Below are 18,268 nucleotides of genomic sequence, written 5' to 3'. Positions count from 1 at the left end.
CAGTATACCTAATTAACCTCTACCGGCACAGCAGAACGCCCCACGAGGCCGAACACCTCGTGGGGCGTGGTCAATCAGTGTCAGTAAATCAGGGCCGCAAGGCCCTGCCGCAGATCAGTGCCACCAGGGCATGAGGGCGTCCAGGTGGCGGCCCATCCGGTGGCGGGCGACGCCGGCGTCGCCCTGCACGATCGCGTCGAGGATGCGCTGGTGCACATGCTGGACCTCGTCGGCCGCCGTGTCACCGGGCAGCGGCCGGTCGTGGCCGGACGCGTGGCGGCGGAACAGTTCGGTGATGATGGCGAGGAAGAGCGACAGCACCGGATTGTCGGCCAGGGCCGCCAGTTCGGAGTGGAACAGGTCGGCCTTGCGAAGGTCCTCGGCCGGGCCCTCGGTGGCCCACCGGACGGCCTTCGTGAGGCGTTCGACGACCTCGGTGTCGCCTGCGGCATGCCGGGCGGTCACCCTGGCGATGATGCCGAGTTCGATGGCGTTGCGGACGATCCGCAGGTCGTCGGCCGTGACGCCCTGGTATTCGAGGAAGAGGGCCATCGTGTCGATGCTGGCCTGCGGTTCCGGCTCGGTGACGACCAGTCCGCCGCCGGGGCCGCGGCGCATCCGGGCGACCTGGTGGTACTCCAGGAGGCGGACGGCCTCCCGCAGGACAGCCCGGCTGATGCCGTAGCGGGCCAGCAGATCGGCCTCCGAGCCGAGCACCATGCCGACCTGCCAGCCCCGCGCGGCGATGTCGTCATGGATCCGGGCGGACACCACCTCGGCGAGCTTCGCCCGCGCCCCCTCGACCAGTTCGGGCTCGATCACGTTCCCCGAGATCCGCTGCCCGCGCCGCACCCGGTGCTTCTCGATCCAGGCGGCGACCGACTCCAGATGGGCGGTGAGTTCCGTCTGCGCGCGGGCGCCGTCGTCGGCGATCACGGCGTCCACGACCGCGCGGTGCGCCTGGTGCGAGGTCTCCTTCGCCGCGTGCATCTCCGCCTTGGAGATACGGCGGGAGGTGTGCGCGTACCGGGCGGTGAGGCGGGTGAGCACGTCGATGAACAGGTGCAGCACCGGGTTTCCCGACAGCCGGCCGAGCACCGGGTGCAGCGGGTCCTGCGAGTGGACCGACGGGTCGTCCCAGTGGGCGAGTTCGGCGTCGAGCGCGGCGCGGAGGGTGGCGATGCCCTCCTCGGTGATCCGGTCCGCGGCGAGTCCCGCCGCGATCGGTTCGAGGAGCTGGCGGGCCTGGAGCAGGTCCGTGACGCTCGTGCCGACGTACTCCAGGTAGATCACCATGGCCCGGGTCGCCGGTCCCGCGTCGGGGGCGCAGACGATCAGACCGCCGTTCGGGCCGCGTCGCATCCGGGCCACCTGGTGGTGCTCGACCAGCCGTACCGCCTCGCGCAGCACCGCGCGGCTCACCCCCAGGCGCTCCCGCAGGTCCACCTCGGAGCCCAGGGACTCGCCGACGGGCCAGCCCTGGCGGATCACGGTCGCCTCGATGCGCTGCGCGGTCTGTGCGGCCAGCTTGCCGACCGGGGTGGCTGCCTCGCCGTCGGCGGGCTCGTGGTCGACGGCGGCAGTCGCCATGGGCCAACTCCTCTGAGGGATATTGCGGATCCCCAGTCTATTCGCCACCAGGGCAGGAGACGTGCGGGCCGGGCACCTGACACCGAGATCGGGTCACTGTTTCCCGCTCCCGATCTCTGGCGAGAGCCATCCGACCCAGTTAGAGTACCCTCATTTCGAGATCGTGCGCATGATGACGACTGCGCATGACGACGACGAGGAGCCCGCAGCGATGCGCCTTACGCCCAAGCCCGAACTCGAAGCGTTCCGGATGAAGGTGCGCGCCTTCGTCGCGGAACACGCGCCCGGCGTCAAGACGCACTCCGGTGTACGCGCGCCCGGCCCCGCGCTGATGCCGGCGATCCGGGAGTGGACCGCGAAGCTGTACGAGGCGGGGTTCCTCGGCATCGACTGGCCCGCCGAGTACGGCGGCCGGCCCGACGCCCATCCCCTCGAACCGTCAGTCGTCGCCGAGGAGATCGCCCGCGCCCGCACCTGGCCGCCCGTCGGCGCGGCCTCGCTGGCCTCGGGCGCCCTGCTCGACTTCGGCACCGACGAGCAGCGGGCGCACTTCCTGCCCCGCATCCGTGCCTGCGAGGACGTGTGGTGCCAGCTGTTCAGCGAGCCGGGCGCGGGCAGTGACCTGGCGGCGCTGCGGACGCGGGCGCGCCGTGAGGGCGAGGCCGGGAGCGACGACGAGGTGTTCGTCGTGGACGGCCAGAAGGTGTGGACGACCAACGGCCAGCACGCGGACATGGGTTACCTGCTGGCGCGCACCGACAGTGAGGCCCCCAAGCACAAGGGGATCACGGCGTTCGCGCTGGACATGCGCAGCCCGGGGGTCGGCATCCGTCCGTTGCGGGAGATCACCGGGACCACCGACTTCAACGAGGTCTTCCTCGACGGGGTCCGGATCCCCGCGGCGAACGTGATCGGCAAGGTGAACGACGGCTGGCGGGTGGCGATGAGCAGCCTCGGCCGCGAGCGTTCCGGTGTGGCCGCGCGGGGGGCCGAACTGCTCGCCGTACTGGACGACTTGGTGCGGCTGGCAGAGGCGACGCCGGTGGGTGGCCGGCCCGCGCTGGACGACTCCGCCACCCGGCAGACGATCGGTGAGCTTGCCGCGCGGGTGCAGGTGAACGCCGCGATGATCTCGCTCGCCCAGTCGCGGATGCTGCACGGCACGGAGGAGGCCTCCGCCGGTCTCCTGGGCAAGATCTTCTTCAGCGAACTCAACCACGACCTGACGGACTTCGGGCTGCGGCTTCAGGGGACGGACGGGATGTTGATCGAGGGTGATGCGGGGGCTGTGGCGGGCGGGTGGTGGCAGGACGCGCATCTGTATGCGCGGGCGTACACGATTGCTGGGGGTGCGAACGAGGTGTTGCGGACGCAGGTTGCTGAGCGGGGGCTTGGGTTGCCTCGGTAGGCGCTGCGTGGGGAGGGGCGCGGGGGGGGTGGTTTTCGGGTGCTGCGCCGTTGTGGCTTGTCGCGCAGTTCCCCGCGCCCCTAAAAGCAGCCCCTTACAGGGTGCCCCCGGCTGGATCAGATCAGCTCGATGATCGTCGCGTTTGCCGTGCCGCCGCCCTCGCACATTGTTTGGAGGCCGTACCGCAGGTTCTGTTGCCGCATGTGCGCCAGCATCCGTGTCATCAGGATGGCGCCCGAGCCGCCCAGGGGGTGGCCTACGCCGATTGCGCCGCCCAAGGGGTTGAGGCGCTCGGGGTCCGCGCCGGTCTCGGCCAGCCAGGCCAGGGGGACCGGGGCGAACGCCTCGTTGACCTCGTACACGCCGATGTCGTCGATGGACAGGCCGGAGCGGTGCAGGACCTTCTCGGTCGCGGGGATCGGGCCGAGCAGCATCGTGATCGGGTCCGCGCCGCTCACCGCGCCGTGGTGGTAGCGGGCGATCGGGGTGAGGCCGAGGTCGCGGGCGCGCTCCGGGGTGGTGATGAGCAGGGCGGCGGCGCCGTCGGAGATCTGGGAGGCGTTCCCGGCGTGGATCACGCCGTCTTCCCTGAACGACGGTTTGAGGCGGGCCAGGGTCTCGGGGGTCGTCTCGCGGCGCAGCCCCTCGTCCACGGTGAACTTGGTGCCGTCGACCTCGATCGGCACGATGTGGTCGTCGAAGACGCCCGCGTCGATCGCCGTGGCGGCCTTGGCGTGCGAGGCGGAGGCGAACTCGTCGAGCTGTCGGCGGCTCAACTTCCAGCGCTCGGCGATGAGTTCGGCTCCGACGCCCTGGCTGAACTCGAATCCGTCGTAGCGGGCGATGGCAGCGGGTCCGTACGGCTGGCCGGTGGTCCGGTGCGAGCCGAGCGGCACCCGGCTCATGGTCTCGACGCCGCCCGCCACGACCATGTCGTACTGCCCCGCCATGACGGCGTGCGCGGCCTGGTCGACCGCCTGCTGGCTGGAACCGCAGGCCCGGTTGACCGTGACGGCCGGGACGTGTTCGGGCCAGCCCGCGGCGAGCACGGCGAACCGGCCGACGTTGCTGGACTGGTCGCCGATCTGGGTCACACAGCCCCAGACCACGTCGTCCACCGTGCCGGGGTCGATGCCGGTGCGCTCGGCGAGGGCCTTGAGCACCTCGGCGGACAGGTCCGCCGCGTGCACCGATGCCAGCGAGCCGTTGCGCTTGCCGATCGGGGTGCGTACGGCGTCGACGATGACAGCGTCTCGCATGGAAGGGTCTCCCTCTCGTTCAGTAGGTCTCGTTCAGTAGGTCTCGTTGGGCCGGTCTCGTTCAGTCGGTGAGTTGCACGGCGGTGCCGGTGTCGAGCAGTTCGTCGATGCCGTCGACCTGCCAGTCCCGGAACACTGCGCGGGTGTCCGCGCCGACCTCGGGTGCGGTGGTACCGGCGCCCGCCGGGGTGTCCGAGAAGCGCGGTGCCGCGGCCGGCTGGACGACGCCGCCCGGTGCGGTCAGCGTGCCGCGCGCTGCCAGATGCGGGTGGGCGGCGGCCTCGGTGAGGCTCAGGACGGGGGCCACGCAGGCGTCGGTCCCCTCGAACAGTGCCGCCCACTCGTCCCGGGTGCGCTCCGCGAACCGCTTCTCCAGCAGCTGTCTCAGCTGCGGCCAGGTCGACCTGTCGTGCTGCTGTTCCGGGTCGACGCCCAGGTCGAGCAACTCGACCAGGCGTCGGTAGAACTTGCGCTCCAGTGCGCCGACGGCCACATGGCGGTCGTCCTTGGTGCCGTACACGGCGTAGAAGGGCCAGCCGCCGTCGAACCGGTTGATGCCCCGCTCGTCGCTCCACTCGTCGCGCCCGAGCTTGCCGAAGGTGCTGGCCAGGAGGGAGGCGGTGCCGTCGACGATGGCCGCGTCGACGACCTGGCCGCGGCCGGTGCGCGCGGCGGCGTGCAGGGCGGCCAGGACGCCGATGACGAGGTAGCAGCCGCCGCCCCCGAAGTCGCCGACGAGGTTGAGCGGGATCCTCGGGGGTCCGCCCGCCTCGCCGATGGCGCCGAGGGCGCCCGTCAGCGCGATGTAGGTGATGTCGTGCCCGGCCGCGGCGGCCAGCGGTCCGTCCTGGCCCCAGCCGGTCATCCGGCCGTAGACCAGCCGGGGGTTGCGGGCCAGGCAGTCGTGCGGTCCGATGCCCAGCCGTTCGGTGACGCCGGGACGGAACCCTTCGATCAACACGTCGGCGCGCTCCACGAGTTGGAGGAGCGCGGCGGCTCCGGCCGGTTGCTTCAGGTCGAGTACGACCGACCGCTTCCCCCGGTTGAGGACGTCCGCCGGTCCGCCCGCGTCCGGTTCGTCCGCCCGGCCGGGCCGGTCCACCCGGACGACCTCAGCCCCGAGGTCGGCCAGCAGCATCCCGGCGAACGGGCCGGGACCGATGCCGCCGAGTTCCACGACCCGGCAGCCGACGAGAGGTCCCGTCGTCATGGTCACCCTCCCAGCATGCTCACATTACGGACACTTAATTGCGTACGTTGTCGGTACGTTGTCGTCAGCGGCCCTTCCAGACCGGTGCTCGCTTCTCGGCGAACGCGGCGGCCCCTTCCCTGGCGTCCTCCGACACGAACACCGGCGCGGCGATGTCGAACTGCCTCGCCCACCCCTCCTCCAGCGTCCAGTCCGTGGTCCGGCTCGCGATCTCCTTGGTGGCCGCGACGGCGAGCGGACCGTTGGCCGCGATCGTCTCGGCGAGTTCCAGGGCTCCGTCGAGCGCGCCGCCCTCGTCCGTGAGCCGGTTGACCAGGCCGACCTCCGCCGCCCGTACGGCGCTGACCGGTTCGCCGGTCAGCAGGAGTTCCAGCGCGATGGCGTACGGGATGCGGCGCGGGAGGTGGAGGGCCGCGCCGGCGCGGGCGACCAGGGACCGCTTCACCTCGGGCACGCCGAGCCGTGCCGTACGGGCGGCGACCACCAGGTCGCAGGCCAGCAGCAGTTCGAAGCCGCCGGCCAGGGCCCAGCCCTCGACCGCGGCGATCACCGGCTTGCGCGGCGGCGTCAGGGTGATCCCGCACAGCCCGCGGTTCTCGATCGCGGGCGACTCGCCGCGCAGCCACGCCTTGAGGTCCATCCCCGCCGAGAACGTGCCGCCCGCGCCCGTGAGCACGCCGACGCGCAGCTCGTCCGACTCGTCGAGCTCGTCCACCGCTGCCGCCACCCCGGCGGCCACCCCGGCGTCCAGCGCGTTCTTCACCGCCGGGCGGTTGATCGTGATGACCTGGACCGCGCCACGGCGCTCCACCAGCACCTCGTCCGACACGCTGCCTCCTCTAAGTCATAGTGGTCGTAGTTGGTGATACCTAATTGCCCGTTACCGCGAACCGGGCCAGTTCGTGGGCGACCATGCCGTCCAGGTCCTCGGCCGGCGGGGACGGGAGCTCGACCGCGCTGTCGCGGGTCGGCAGCAGGACGACGGCCGTACCGGGCGTGGTGACCTCGCCGCGCTGGTTCTCGCACCGCACCTCGATGTGCACCTCGTTGCGCCCGTCCACCTGCCGTTTGTCGACGACCGTGCCGCGCACCCAGGTGGTGTCGCCGTGATAGTTGAACTTGCGGTGCTCGCAACGGAGTTTCCAGAGCCAGCCGTCGTCGCCGATCCAGTCGGTGAGCAGATGGCACAGCCAGGTCTCGCGCATCCCTCCGTAGTCGTACGGGTTCGGCAGCCCGAGTTCCTTCGCCCGCTCCGGTTCCCAGTGCAGGCGTTGCACGGTGTCCGGGATGTTCAACGGGTTCGGCGGGTACAGCCCCGGGGCCTTGCGCCGGACGCGCGCGGCGATCCCGAAGGCCCCGGGCGGCGTGAGCTGCATACCCCACCCCAGATGCCAGACGACCACGTCCGTGGTGGTCAGCGGCCCCTTCACCCGGGGCTGGAGTTCGTCGCCGATCTCGACGTCCTCCCAGTAGCGGGGTTCGGCGCCGCGCCGGCTCTCGGCCGCGTACGCCGCGTCGATCTCGGCGAGTTGCTCGGGGGTGTAGGGCTGCTGGGCGAGGTGTTCCTTGGCCCGCTTCTTCGACGTGTGCCGTTCGGCGTTGATCCACGTGCCCCGGCGCAGGGCGTGCATCTCGCCCTGCCCGTTGGCGTAGAGGTAGTCGCGGACCACGTGTGCCGTGCGCCCGCCGAAGCTGCTGCGCTTGAGGTGGACGCCCACCTGGGCCTGCAACACCCGGCACCGGTCGCCCAGTCGGAGCGGTCGCCACCACTCGAACTCCATCACCGCCTGGTAGGAACCGAGCCCGGCGAAGGGGTCGCCCTTCAGCAGTGCCTTGGTCTCCGGGTCCGGCTTCGGGGCGGCGTCCTCCCCCATCGTGTACAGGAAGGTGGGCGGGGCGACGAGCGAGCCCCAGCGGGTGGTGGCCGCGTGGTCGGGGTCGCAGTACAGGGGGTTGTCGTCGCCGTAGCCGTACGCGAAGTGGCGTACGCCGTCCCAGGTGACCTCGTAGTTGTGCGGGGGGTTGTGCTGGGCCTGGGGGACGCCGAGGCGTCGGCGGGAGCGCTCGATCGCCTCGTCGGTCAGCACACCGAACCGCTCGGCGGCCTTGGCCGTGCCCTTCCCCGGCTCCGTGCCCTTCCCCGGCTGTGTCTCCGGCTGCGTCTCCGTCGTGCCCGTCATCGCTGCTCCTCCTTGATGCGCCGGCCGCGCTCCTGTTGTGCGAGCCGGGCCCGGACCAGGTCCAGCAGTTCCACGCGGCTGACCTTGCTCGACGGGGTCCGGGGCAGGGCGTCGACGACGACGATGTGCGCCGGCACTTCGTAGGGGGTGAGCCGGGCGCGGCAGAGGGCGACGAGTTCGGCGGTGTCCGGGACGGGCAGGCCCGGTTCGACCTCGACCGCCGCGACCGGCACCTCGCCGAGCCTCGGGTCCGGCAGCCCGGCCACGGCCGCCTCGCGGACGGCGGGGTGGGTCTCCAGGGCGCGTTGGACCGTCTCCGGCTGCACCTTGAAGCCGCCGCGGATGATGGCGTCGTCCGCGCGGCCCTCGATCCAGACGAACCGGTCGGCGTCGATCCGGGCGAGGTCGCTGGTCCGGGTCCAGTCCCGGCCGCCGAGGGTGCTCTGCTCGGTGCGGACCTCCAGACGGCCGCTTCTGCCGACAGGCAGTTCGGCGCCGTCCTCCCCGGTCACCCGCAGTTCGACGCCGGCGAAGGCGCGTCCGGCGCTGCCCGCCTTCCGTTCCCACCACCGCTCGTGCAGCGGCAGTGTCCAGCCGACCACCGCCCCGGCGAACTCCGTGGCCCCGTAGGTCATGAGCACGGGCAGGCCGTACGCACGGAAGAACGCGTCGGCGAGTTCCGCCGGGCAGGGCGCGGTACCGGAGGTGACGACCTGGAGGCTCGTCAGCCGTTCCTTCGGGACGCCCGCGTCGAGCACGGCGCGGATGGCCGCCGGTACGAGGCTCGCGGCCCGGAGTCCGTGGCGCTCCACGGCGCCCACCCACGGTTCGACGGCGAACCTGGGCATGAGGACCATGCGGCGCCCGGTGGCGAGACAGGCGAGCGCCCGCCACAGACCGCCGATGTGCACGAGCGGGGTGGCCACGAGCGACGCCGACCGCGACAGCAGCCTCGCCTTCTTCGCGGTCTGCCCGCCGGAGACGAGCGCCTGGTCCAGCTGCGCGACCCGCAGGTGGACGCGTTTCGGGGGGCCGGTGGTGCCCGAGGTGAGCATCTCCACGACGACGTCCGCGCCGGCGGCGGGCGCCCCGGGGGACACCGTGCCGCCCGGGTGCCGGACGGTGCCGTCGGTGCCTACCTCCAGGGCCGCGCCGTGGGCGGTCACCGTGCTCAGGACGCCCGCTCGGGCCAGGACCTCGGCACCGGCGACGACGACGGGTGGCGCGCAGCGGTCGATGTCTGCCGCGAGCCGCGCCGCGGGCTGCAACGGGCTCAGCATCACCAGGCACCGCCCGGAGGCGATCACCGCGGCGACGACGGCCACGTGCTCGGGCCGGTTCTCCAGGACGACGCCGACACGGCCGCCGGCAGGCAGCCCGACCGCGTCGAGCGCCTTGACGACACCGCGCGCGGTCTCCTGGATCTGTCCCCAGGTCCACCATTCGCCCTCGTACTCGATCGCCTCGGCATCGGCGGGGGCCTCGGTCAGCAGCCGGGACAGGCGGTCGCGAATTCCCACGGGAGCAGCCTTTCGTCACCAGGCCTATAAAGTACACTGAATTAATGGTCACCGGCCGCCGAGTCCCTGGTTTCAGGCATCAAGTGACAAGAACCACGTGATTAAGTGACCTGAAATAGCGGCTGCGCTCAGATCCCGACCAGGTCGGCCAGTCGGGCCCGATGCGTCGCCGGGCTGCCGAAGAGCTGCTCGGACGACTTCGCGCGCTTCAGATACAGATGCGCGTCGTGCTCCCACGTGTAGCCGATGCCCCCGTGGATCTGGATGTTCTCCTTCGCCGCGTGGGTGAAGGCGTCCGAGCAGTACGCCGCGGCGAGCGCGGCGGACACCGGCAGTTCGTCCGGTTCCCCGGCCGCCACGGACATCGCGCGGTAGACCGCCGACCGGGCGGCCTCGACCTGGAGCAGCATGTCGGCGCACTTGTGCTTGACCGCCTGGAACGACCCGATGGGTCGGCCGAACTGGACCCGGACCTTGGCATACTCCACCGCGGCGTCCAGACACGCCTGCGCCCCGCCGACCTGTTCGGCGGCCAGCGCCACCACCACGAGGTCGACGACGGTACGCAGATACGCCGTGGCGTCGCCCTCCGGACCGACCCGTAGCGCCGACGCGCCGTCGAGGTCGATCCGTGCCAGCCGCCGTGTCGGGTCCAGCGTCTCCAGCCGGGTGCGGGTCACCCCGGCCGCCGCGCCGTCCACGGCGAACAGCCCGGGGCAGGTGTCCGTGCGCGCCGCGACGAGGAGCAGGTCTGCGCTGTGGCCGTCGATGACGAACATCTTCGTGCCCGTCACCTGCCAGCCCTCGTCGCCGTGCGTCGCCGTGGCCGCCACGTCCTCGACACGCCACGACCCGCCCTCCTCTGCCAGCGCCAGGGTGGCGGTCAGCGAACCGTCGGCGATCGAGGGCAGCCAGCGCGCCTTCGCCGCCTCGTCGCCGGACGCGGCCAGGGCCTGGCCGGCGAGGGCCACGCTGGCGAAGTACGGGGAGGGCAGCAGGACCCGCCCCAGCTCCTCCAGAACGATCCCCAACTCGACCGGCCCGCCGCCGAAACCGCCGTACTCCTCCGGCAACGCGAGTCCGTGCAGGCCGAGTTGGGCTGCCATCTGCTGCCAGAGCACCGGATCATGGCCCTCCGCCGACTCCATCGAGCGGCGCACCGCCTCGCTCGGCGCCTTGTCCGCGAGGAAGCGGCGCAGCGTCGAACGGAGGGCTTCGTGCTCCTCGGTGAAGGTCGGTGCCACGAGCGTCGTGCCCTCTTCCTCGTTCCCTGTCACTGGCTCTGTCACCGGGGTGTCTTCGACCGCAGGTAGGCGGCGAAGTCCGGCATCCGGGTGCGGTCCACGATCTCGATGCGCAGGCCGGACGGGGCCAGGTGGTACGCGAAGATCGTGGGCTCCCCGTCGGCCACCGCGCACGCCTCCAGCGCGAAGCCCGCGTCCTCCAGCCGTCTGGACGTCTTCGGGAGGTCGTCGCAGAAGTAGCCGAGGTGGTGCGTCGCCATGTGCCCGGTCGCCGTCCAGGGTGTGCCGGGGATCTCCTGGGTGAGTTCGATGTGCGGGGCGTCGAGCGAGTACGTCCAGCACAGGGGGAGCACTCGCACCCCGTCCGCCGTGCGCACCGGGAGTTCGGCGGTCATCGTCTCGGTCCACCGGTAGCCCGCGACCTCGGTCAGCCGGGCCTTCCACTCGTCGACGTCCCTGACCACGATGCCCGTGTGGTAGAGGTCGGCCGCGCTGATCGGAGGGGTCATCGCGCCGCTCACCAGGTGAGCCGGAGCTGCTTGATGCCGTACATGTTGCCGTGCGCCTCGATGTCCTGGCCGGGGGCGATCTCGTAGTCGGGGATGCGCCGGTGCCACTCCTCGATCGCCACGTTGAGTTCGAGGCGGGCGAGGTGCGAGCCGAGACAGCGGTGGGGGCCCGAGCCGAAGGCGATGTGGTTGGTGGCCGTCCGGTGCAGGTCCACCTCCAGCGGGTTGTCGTACCGTTCGGGATCGCGGTTGGTGACCGCGACCGGGAGCATCACCATGTCGCCGGCCTTCACCGGGCAGCCGCCGATCTCGACGTCCCGCGTCGCCTTGCGGGCCGGGACGACGGGCGAGTAGACCCGCAGGATCTCCTCCACGGCCGTGCCGATCAGCGAGGGGTCGTCGACGATCGCCCTGCGCTGCTCCGGGTGCGTGGCGAAGTGGTAGAACGCCCAGCCGACCGAGATCGGCACGGTGTCGAAGCCCGCCTGGAAGAACAGGACGCAGAACGCGTGCATGTCCCGGTCGTTGATCTTCTCGCCGTCGATCGTCCAGGTCATCGCACGCGAGAGCAGGTCGTCGCGCGGGGCCTCGCGGCGCAGGGCGATCTGCTCGTCGAAGTAGTCCGACACGGCGGTCATGGCCGCCAACTGCCGCTGCCCCTGGGGGTCTTCGGTGTAGGTCAGATGCAGCAGATCGTGTGTCCAGGCGAGGAACCGGTCGAGATCCTCCGCGGGCAGTCCCATCAGGTCCATGAAGATCCGGGTCGGGAACTGGCGGGCGAAGGCGTCGAGGACATCGACGCTTCCGGCGTCCTTCAGACCGTCGATCAGCTCGCCGGCGATCCGCCGGATCTTCGGCTCGTCGGCGGCGGCGGCCTTCGGCGAGAAGTTCTTGCCCAGCAGCCGTCGCCACTCGGTGTGGTGGGGCGGGTCCAGCATCTCCGGGATCCACAGGAACCGCGGGTTCGGATTGAGCACCGTCACCGACTCGCTGGAGAACGTCCGCCAGTCCTGGAGCGCCCGCTGGATCGCCTCGCTCTCGGTCACGACCCAGTACCCCTGCGCGATGGTGCTGCGGAACCCGGAGTGGGTACCGGCGAGTTCGTCCCAGCGCTGCTGGTGGCTGAGGACCGGCCCGCTGAGCCGGTTGTCGAAGTGGTAGGCGGGCACTCCGTCATGGGTTCCGTCGGGTTCGAGCGTCGTACTCATCACGGCTCCTCTCGTCGTACGTTCGTCACGTCGCCGCGCCCTCGATCTTGAGCGCGATGAGCTCCTCCTCGCCGATGCCGAGCGAGCGCAGGACGTCGTCGGTGTGTTCCGCGAACTGGGGGGCCCGGGTCAGCACGGCCGGCGTCTCGTCGAACTGGACCGGATTGGCGACCAGTTCACGGTCGATCCCGTCGGCGTCCACGACGGGGGCGATCAGACCGTTGGCGCGCAGGGACGGATCCTGACCGACCTCCCAGGCGCTCTGCACGGCCGACCACTGGCCCTCGCCCCGGGAGAGGATCTCGACCCACTCCTCGTACGGGCGGGAAGCGATGAGCCCGGCGACGATCTCGGCGGCCGCGGCGGCGTTCGCCATCAACTTCTCGGTGCTGTCGAAGCGTTCGTCGCGGGCGAGTTCCTCGCGGCCGGACAGCTTGCAGAACTCGGTCCAGTACCGGCCGGGTTGCAGCATCGACAGCTCGATCCAGCGGCCGTCCGAGGTGCGGTAGGCCCCGATGAGGGGGTTGGTGACCGAGCCGTACCGGGGCTGGGTGTTCACCGGGAGCGGGCCGCCGTTCATCAGCGCCATGTTGACCGTGAACTGCGTCGCCCAGGCGCCCACACCGAGCAACGACACGTCCACGACGGACGGTTCGCCGGTCGTGGCGCGGGAGTAGAGGGCGGCGGCGATGCCTCCGGCGATGGTCATACCGCCGATCGCGTCACCGTAGGCACCGGCGGGCATCCGGATCATCCGTTCCGCGCCGGGCGGGGTGACGCCTGCGGCGCTGCCGCCGCGCGCCCAGAAGGCGGTGCTGTCGTAGCCGCCCTTGCGCGCCTCCTCCCCGCGGGCGCCGAAGCCGCTGCCCCGGACGTAGATGATGTCCGGGTTGACCGCCCGGATGTCCTCGACGTCGATGCGCAGCTTCGCCCGCGCGTCGGGCAGGAAGTTCGTGAGGAACACATCGCTGGTGCGGATCAGTTCGTCCAGCACACGGCGCGCGGACGGCTTCTCCAGGGCGAGGCCGACGCTGCGTTTTCCTCGGTTGGGTCCTTCCACGATGGGGAAGAACGAGGACTCCTTGCTGACGGCGTCGTACCCGAGCACCCGGACCAGCCCCCGCTGGCCGTCGCCCCGTTCGGCGTGCTCGATCTTGATGACGTCGGCGCCCCAGTCCGCGAGCACGGCGCCCGCCGCCGGGACGAAGGTGAACTGGGCGACTTCGAGAACGCGCACGCCCTCCATCGGCCTCTGCATCGGACCAACTCCTCCGAGCCTGATCGCTATTGCGCATACCCAATCGACCAACTGCGCGCTCCAGTATGGACCGGAGGCTCTAAAAAGTATACTGTTTTAGTCATGCTGGATTTCTCGATCGAACCCGATTTCCAGGCCAAGCTGGACTGGGCGACCACCTTCGTACGCGAGGAGGTCGAGCCTCTCGACCTCCTCTTCCCGCATGGCGGGGACCCGTACGACACCCGCAACGAGAAGGCCCGCGCGGTCCTGCGGCCACTCCAGGAGCAGGTACGGGCCCAGGGCCTGTGGGCCTGCCACCTCGGACCCGAACTGGGCGGCCCCGGCTACGGGCAGGTGAAGCTCGCGTATCTCAACGAGATCCTCGGCCGTTCCTACTGGGCCCCGACGGTCTTCGGCACCGCCGCCCCGGACACCGGGAACGCCGAGATCCTCGCCATGTTCGGCACCGACGAACAGAAGGCCCGCTATCTGCGGCCGCTGCTCGACGGGGACATCGTCTCCACCTTCTCGATGACCGAGCCGCAGGCGGGCGCCGACCCCAAGGAGTTCGTCTGCCACGCCCGGCAGGATGGCCACGAGTGGGTGATCGACGGAGAGAAGTGGTTCTCCTCCAACGCCCGGTATGCGGCCTTCCTCATCGTCATGGCCGTCACCGATCCGGAGGCCCCGCCGCACGCCCGGATGTCGATGTTCATCGTGCCGTCCGAGACACCGGGCATCGAGATCAAGCGCAACGTCGGCACCATGGACGAACGCGACAACCTCGACGAGGGCATCCACGCCTACATCCGCTACGACCAGGTCCGGGTCCCGCTCGACGCCATGCTCGGCGGCCCCGGCGAGGGCTTCGAGGTCGCCCAGGCCCGCCTCGGTGGGGGCCGTGTGCACCACGCCATGCGTACGGTCGGCAAGTGCACGCGCGCCTTCGACATGATGTGCGAACGCGCGCTGTCCCGCCGTACGCAGGGCACCCTGCTCGCGGAGAAGCAGGCGGCGCAGCAGTTCATCGCGGACTCCTGGGTGGAGTTGCAGCAGTTCCGGCTGCTCGTCCTGCACACGGCCTGGATCATCGACACCCAGCCGCACGGCGCCGCCCGGACCCAGATCGCGATGTGCAAGGTGCAGACGGCCAAGGTGCTGCACGACGTCATCCAGCGGGCCCTGCATCTGCACGGCTCGCTCGGCACCACCAACGAACTGCCGCTCGCGAAGTGGTGGATGGCCGCACCGAACCTCGCGCTCGCCGACGGCCCGACCGAGGTGCACCGCACCACGATCGCCAAGCGGCTGCTGAAGAACTACCGGCCGGCGGACGGGCTGTTCCCCAGCGAGCACATCCCGCCGAAGCGGGAGGCGGCCCGCAAGCGGTACGCGCACATCATCGACGACGACAGTCTCTCCGGCCGGGTGGACATATGAGCGGCGGCCGCGGGGCACGCGGGCGTGACGCCAAGTCCATCGCTCCGGCCGACCTGTTCGACCTGTCCGGCAAGGTCGCCCTCGTCACCGGCGGCAGCCGGGGCCTGGGGCTGGAGATGGTGCGCGCCTTCGCCACCGCCGGCGCCGATGTGGTGATCGCCAGCCGCAAGGCCGACGCGTGCGAGCAGGTCGCCGCGGAGGTACGGGAGCTGGGCCGGCGTGCCCTGCCCGTCGCCGCACACGTGGGGCACTGGGACGACCTCGGCCGGCTCGCCGACACGGCGTACGAGGAGTTCGGGAAGGTCGACATCCTCGTCAACAACGCCGGGATGTCGCCCCTGGCGCCCTCGTCGGCGGGGACGAGCGAGGAACTCTTCGACAAGGTGATCGGGGTCAACTTCAAGGGCCCGTTCCGGCTCGCCTCACTGATCGGGGAGCGGATGGCGGCGGGGGACGGCGGCTCGATCATCAACGTGTCGTCGTCCGGTGCGCTGTTTCCCCAGCCGCGGTTCGGTCCGTACGCCGGAGCGAAGGCCGCGTTGAACGCGCTGACCACTGTCTTCGCGTTGGAGTACGGGCCGACGGTGCGCGTCAACACGATCTCGGCGGGGCCTTTTCTGACCGACATCTCCAAGGCGTGGGCGGAGGAGAAACGGGCTGTGTCGCGCAGTGCGGTGGGGCGCCCCGGGCGGCCGGAGGAGATCATCAGTACGGCGCTTTATCTGGCGAGTGATGCGTCCAGTTATACGACGGGGGCGCTTATTCGGGTGGACGGCGGGTTGTATTAGGCAGGTGGTTGGCTGCGGGCCGGTGGGGGCTGGTCGCGCAGTTCCCCGCGCCCCTGAGGGGGCGCGGGTCTGCGGTCGGCTTTCCCAAGATCGTTCAGACAGTTCGACCAAGCAATTGCATCGCCTCGGACAGCAGTACCGGCAAGGCCGGCAGCATGCGGTGGTGCATGTCTGTCAGATGGTCTGCCTTCCTGCCGCGTTTGATCAGCAAGGCTGTGGCAGCCGACTCCTTGTACTTGGTCAGTGCCTCGAACCAGCGCAGGTCCCGCAGGGGTTCGCCGCGTGTTTCCTGGTAGGCGTCGATGAGTTCGGCCTTGGTCGGCATGCCGGTCGGATCCGGGGACGGGGATGCCGGGTGGTGGGCCTCGTCGGTGAAGAAGGTCAGCCAGGTGATGTCGACCCGGGGGTCCCCGAGCGACCAGATCTCCCAGTCGATGACCGCGTTGACCGAGTCCGCGTCGCACAGGGTGTTGCCGAGGCGGTAGTCGCCGTGGGTGAACACCGGCATCATCGCGGCGGGCAGGGCGGCGCGCAGCCGTTCCGCGACCGCCTCGTAGCCGGTGCGCAGGTCCTCGGGGACCGTCGTGAACGCCCGGGTCCAGCGGTCGATCTCGGCGCCGGGCGTGACGACGGGCTCCCCGGCGAGGGCCGTTCGTTTGGGGTCCACGCGGTGCAGGTGGGCGAGCATCCGGGCCGCGTCGAGGGCACGGGACCGTACCTGTCCGGCGGACAGCGTCCCGCGCGGTGCGAGCACCGGTTCCACGCAGTCCCCGGGCACCAACTCCATGGCCACGAACGGCTGGTGGGCCGGCGGTGCGCCCTTGTCCGAGAACAGCACCTTCGGCACCCGTACGCCGGGTACGCCTGCCAGGACCTGCATGAGCCGCGCCTGGCGCAGCACGTCCCGGTTGCGGACCGGCTCCAGGCCGGGCGGGGCCACCTTGAGGACGACGCGCTCGTGGCCGGCGGGAACGCCCGACAGCGTCGCGACGTAGGTGAGGCTCGATGTGCCGCCGGCGAGCGGCTCGACGGACTGCACCGTGCCCTCGGGAGCCCAGCCGCGCAGTGCGGCAGCCGTGCGCCGTGTCAACTCCGGTATCAGATCAGTGCTGTTGGTGACGACGCTCATGAACCGGTCTCTCATCCCTGTCGGCCGACGGCCTCATGGCGTTCGGCGGTCAGCGCCGCGACGATGTCGCGGCGCACGAGCTTGCCGGTCGGGGTGCGAGGCAGTTCGGGCCAGCGGGTGATGCGCTCCGGTGTCTTCGAGCCGCGCAGTGTGCCGCGCACCTGCGCACGCAGGCCCCCGGCATCGATCTCCGCACCGTCGCGGACCACGACCACGGCCTCGATCCGCTGGCCCCACTCCTCGTCCGGGACCCCGACGACGACCGCGTCGAGCACGTCCGGGTGGAGCAGCAGGACGTCCTCGATCTCGGCGGGCGCGATGTTCTCGGCGCCCCTGATGATCGTGTCGTCGGCCCTGCCCTCGATGTGGAGGTAGCCGTCGGCGTCGAGGTGGCCCTGGTCGCGGGTGTGGAAGAAGCCGCGCTCGTCGACCGCGGAGCCCTGTCCCGCGTACTCCCCCGAGACCTGCTCGCCGCGCACCCAGATCTGTCCGGTCTCCCCCGGGCCGGCGACCGCGCCGGACGCGTCCCGGACCTCCAGCTCGACCCCCGGCACCGGCAGACCGGCCGAACCGAGCCGGGCCCGTACCGCGGGATCGTCGCTGGCGACGGCGGTCCGGTGTTCCTGCGGGCCCAGGACCGTGATCGTGGACGAGGTCTCCGTCAGCCCGTAGGCGTTCACGAAGTCGATGTCCGGCCAGGTGCGCAGCGCGGTCTCGATCACCCGCACGGGCATCCTGGCCCCGCCATAGGCGAGCGCGCGCAGCGAGGGCACCGACCGGTCGAGGCCGGTCGTGTCCATGAGGCGGGCGAGCATCGTCGGCACCACCATCGCGTTGGTGACACGCTGCCGCCGTACGAGGTCGAGCCAGCCCTCCGGCGTGAACTGTTCGAGGCTCAGGGCGCGGCGCCCCGCGTACAGGTTGGTCAGTACGTTCGACACGGCGGCGATGTGGTACGGCGGCACGCTCGCCAGGGCCGCCTCGTCCGGGCCGGCACCGGCGAACTCCACCGTGCCCAGCACGTACGACACCAGGTTGTGGTGGCGCAGGACGACGCCCTTCGGCGCCGAGGTCGTGCCGCTCGTGTAGATGAGGACGGCCGGGGAGTCGGTCGGCGCCGGATCGTCGTCGCCGGCAGGGTCAGTGGCCCGCGCTGCCTCCTTCAGCCACGCGTCCGGGCTCCGTACCGCCGGCCCGGCGCGGCGCAACGCCTCACCGTGTTCCGGGTCGGCGATGCCCAGGGCCCGGGGGTGGTTCGCCAGCAGCGCGTCGAGTTGTGCGTCGCCCAGGCGGTAGTTGACCGGCACCAGGGGGACTCCGGCGCGGGCCGCGGCGAACAGTGCGACCGGGAGGGCCGGGCCGTTCACCGCCAGGTACACGATCGCGTCGGCCTCGGCCGCGCACACCAATCGGGCCCCACCGATGGCCAGTTCACGCAGTCGCGGGGCGCTCAGCCCCTCGTCCCGGGTCCCGATCACGACCCGGTCGCCGAGACCCTCGGCGGCCATGTCCAACAGCATCGATATGTTCACCGGCCGCCCCG

The 18,268-nt window shown here is 71.0% G+C and carries 15 protein-coding genes; 3 read left to right on the top strand and 12 right to left on the bottom strand.

Annotated features, from left to right (window positions below; translation table 11 throughout):
- Positions 1-114: 114 nt before the first annotated feature.
- Entirely contained in the window at positions 115-1,590 is a 1,476-nt protein-coding gene (locus ACH4TV_RS30540; RefSeq protein WP_398403719.1) for a FadR/GntR family transcriptional regulator, read from the bottom strand.
- 172 nt (positions 1,591-1,762) lie between these two features.
- Here ACH4TV_RS30540 and ACH4TV_RS30535 point away from each other — a divergent pair, with 172 nt between their 5' ends.
- The gene (locus ACH4TV_RS30535) at positions 1,763-2,998 is read left to right on the top strand and encodes an acyl-CoA dehydrogenase family protein (protein ID WP_398403717.1); all 1,236 of its coding nucleotides are present in this window, start codon (positions 1,763-1,765) and stop codon (positions 2,996-2,998) included.
- Between the two features lie 116 nt (positions 2,999-3,114).
- Here the strand turns inward: ACH4TV_RS30535 and ACH4TV_RS30530 are convergent, their stop codons facing one another.
- The 9 genes from ACH4TV_RS30530 to ACH4TV_RS30490 all read right to left on the bottom strand — a co-directional run bounded on the left by ACH4TV_RS30530 (position 3,115) and on the right by ACH4TV_RS30490 (position 13,386).
- A complete protein-coding gene (locus ACH4TV_RS30530; protein WP_398403715.1) occupies positions 3,115-4,257 on the bottom strand; it encodes a thiolase family protein in 1,143 nt (380 codons plus the stop codon).
- 61 nt (positions 4,258-4,318) lie between these two features.
- Positions 4,319-5,467 (bottom strand): CaiB/BaiF CoA transferase family protein, encoded by a 1,149-nt coding sequence (locus tag ACH4TV_RS30525; RefSeq protein ID WP_398403713.1) that lies wholly within the window; start codon positions 5,465-5,467, stop codon positions 4,319-4,321.
- Positions 5,468-5,531: 64 nt separating this feature from the next.
- Positions 5,532-6,296: a crotonase/enoyl-CoA hydratase family protein gene (locus tag ACH4TV_RS30520; protein ID WP_398403711.1), complete on the bottom strand. Its 765-nt coding sequence runs from the start codon at positions 6,294-6,296 to the stop codon at positions 5,532-5,534.
- Positions 6,297-6,336: 40 nt separating this feature from the next.
- Positions 6,337-7,647, bottom strand: coding sequence for a MaoC family dehydratase N-terminal domain-containing protein (locus tag ACH4TV_RS30515; RefSeq protein ID WP_398403709.1), 1,311 nt, complete (start codon positions 7,645-7,647; stop codon positions 6,337-6,339).
- On the bottom strand, positions 7,644-9,167 hold the full coding sequence (locus ACH4TV_RS30510; RefSeq protein ID WP_398403707.1) for a class I adenylate-forming enzyme family protein: 1,524 nt from the start codon (positions 9,165-9,167) through the stop codon (positions 7,644-7,646). Before ACH4TV_RS30510 ends, ACH4TV_RS30515 begins: the two co-directional genes overlap by 4 nt.
- 128 nt (positions 9,168-9,295) lie before the next feature.
- Positions 9,296-10,411 carry an acyl-CoA dehydrogenase family protein gene (locus ACH4TV_RS30505; RefSeq protein WP_398404057.1) on the bottom strand — a complete coding sequence of 372 codons (1,116 nt, stop codon included), beginning with the start codon at positions 10,409-10,411 and terminating at the stop codon, positions 9,296-9,298.
- Between the two features lie 41 nt (positions 10,412-10,452).
- Complete coding sequence (locus tag ACH4TV_RS30500) at positions 10,453-10,920, bottom strand: VOC family protein (RefSeq protein WP_398403705.1); 468 nt, start codon at positions 10,918-10,920, stop codon at positions 10,453-10,455.
- Positions 10,921-10,928: 8 nt separating this feature from the next.
- On the bottom strand, positions 10,929-12,128 hold the full coding sequence (locus ACH4TV_RS30495) for a cytochrome P450 (protein ID WP_398403703.1): 1,200 nt from the start codon (positions 12,126-12,128) through the stop codon (positions 10,929-10,931).
- A gap of 25 nt (positions 12,129-12,153) precedes the next feature.
- Positions 12,154-13,386 carry a CaiB/BaiF CoA transferase family protein gene (locus tag ACH4TV_RS30490; RefSeq protein WP_398403701.1) on the bottom strand — a complete coding sequence of 411 codons (1,233 nt, stop codon included), beginning with the start codon at positions 13,384-13,386 and terminating at the stop codon, positions 12,154-12,156.
- A gap of 102 nt (positions 13,387-13,488) precedes the next feature.
- Here ACH4TV_RS30490 and ACH4TV_RS30485 point away from each other — a divergent pair, with 102 nt between their 5' ends.
- Positions 13,489-14,808 carry an acyl-CoA dehydrogenase family protein gene (locus ACH4TV_RS30485; protein ID WP_398403699.1) on the top strand — a complete coding sequence of 440 codons (1,320 nt, stop codon included), beginning with the start codon at positions 13,489-13,491 and terminating at the stop codon, positions 14,806-14,808.
- On the top strand, positions 14,805-15,596 hold the full coding sequence (locus ACH4TV_RS30480) for an SDR family NAD(P)-dependent oxidoreductase (RefSeq protein WP_398403697.1): 792 nt from the start codon (positions 14,805-14,807) through the stop codon (positions 15,594-15,596). Before ACH4TV_RS30485 ends, ACH4TV_RS30480 begins: the two co-directional genes overlap by 4 nt.
- Positions 15,597-15,690: 94 nt before the next feature.
- Here ACH4TV_RS30480 and ACH4TV_RS30475 read toward each other — a convergent pair whose 3' ends face one another.
- Together ACH4TV_RS30475 and ACH4TV_RS30470 are read right to left on the bottom strand one after the other, a co-directional pair.
- The gene (locus ACH4TV_RS30475) at positions 15,691-16,725 is read right to left on the bottom strand and encodes a phosphotransferase family protein (protein ID WP_398403695.1); all 1,035 of its coding nucleotides are present in this window, start codon (positions 16,723-16,725) and stop codon (positions 15,691-15,693) included.
- Positions 16,726-16,736: 11 nt separating this feature from the next.
- A complete protein-coding gene (locus tag ACH4TV_RS30470; RefSeq protein WP_398403694.1) occupies positions 16,737-18,257 on the bottom strand; it encodes a class I adenylate-forming enzyme family protein in 1,521 nt (506 codons plus the stop codon).
- Positions 18,258-18,268 lie beyond the last annotated feature (11 nt).

It is taken from the genome of Streptomyces sp. NPDC020898, from assembly GCF_044333925.1.
GTDB lineage: Bacteria > Actinomycetota > Actinomycetes > Streptomycetales > Streptomycetaceae > Streptomyces.
This window is presented reverse-complemented; position numbering and strand designations above follow the sequence as displayed.

Excerpts from the sequence above, each read along its gene's own strand:
- ACH4TV_RS30540 (WP_398403719.1), bottom strand. The coding sequence starts at position 1,590 with ATGGCGACTGCCGCCGTCGACCACGAGCCCGCCGACGGCGAGGCAGCC.
- ACH4TV_RS30535 (WP_398403717.1), top strand. The coding sequence starts at position 1,763 with ATGACGACTGCGCATGACGACGACGAGGAGCCCGCAGCGATGCGCCTT.
- ACH4TV_RS30530 (WP_398403715.1), bottom strand. The coding sequence starts at position 4,257 with ATGCGAGACGCTGTCATCGTCGACGCCGTACGCACCCCGATCGGCAAG.
- ACH4TV_RS30525 (WP_398403713.1), bottom strand. The coding sequence starts at position 5,467 with ATGACGACGGGACCTCTCGTCGGCTGCCGGGTCGTGGAACTCGGCGGC.
- ACH4TV_RS30515 (WP_398403709.1), bottom strand. The coding sequence starts at position 7,647 with ATGACGGGCACGACGGAGACGCAGCCGGAGACACAGCCGGGGAAGGGC.
- ACH4TV_RS30500 (WP_398403705.1), bottom strand. The coding sequence starts at position 10,920 with ATGACCCCTCCGATCAGCGCGGCCGACCTCTACCACACGGGCATCGTG.
- ACH4TV_RS30495 (WP_398403703.1), bottom strand. The coding sequence starts at position 12,128 with ATGAGTACGACGCTCGAACCCGACGGAACCCATGACGGAGTGCCCGCC.
- ACH4TV_RS30490 (WP_398403701.1), bottom strand. The coding sequence starts at position 13,386 with ATGCAGAGGCCGATGGAGGGCGTGCGCGTTCTCGAAGTCGCCCAGTTC.
- ACH4TV_RS30485 (WP_398403699.1), top strand. The coding sequence starts at position 13,489 with ATGCTGGATTTCTCGATCGAACCCGATTTCCAGGCCAAGCTGGACTGG.
- ACH4TV_RS30480 (WP_398403697.1), top strand. The coding sequence starts at position 14,805 with ATGAGCGGCGGCCGCGGGGCACGCGGGCGTGACGCCAAGTCCATCGCT.
- ACH4TV_RS30475 (WP_398403695.1), bottom strand. The coding sequence starts at position 16,725 with ATGAGCGTCGTCACCAACAGCACTGATCTGATACCGGAGTTGACACGG.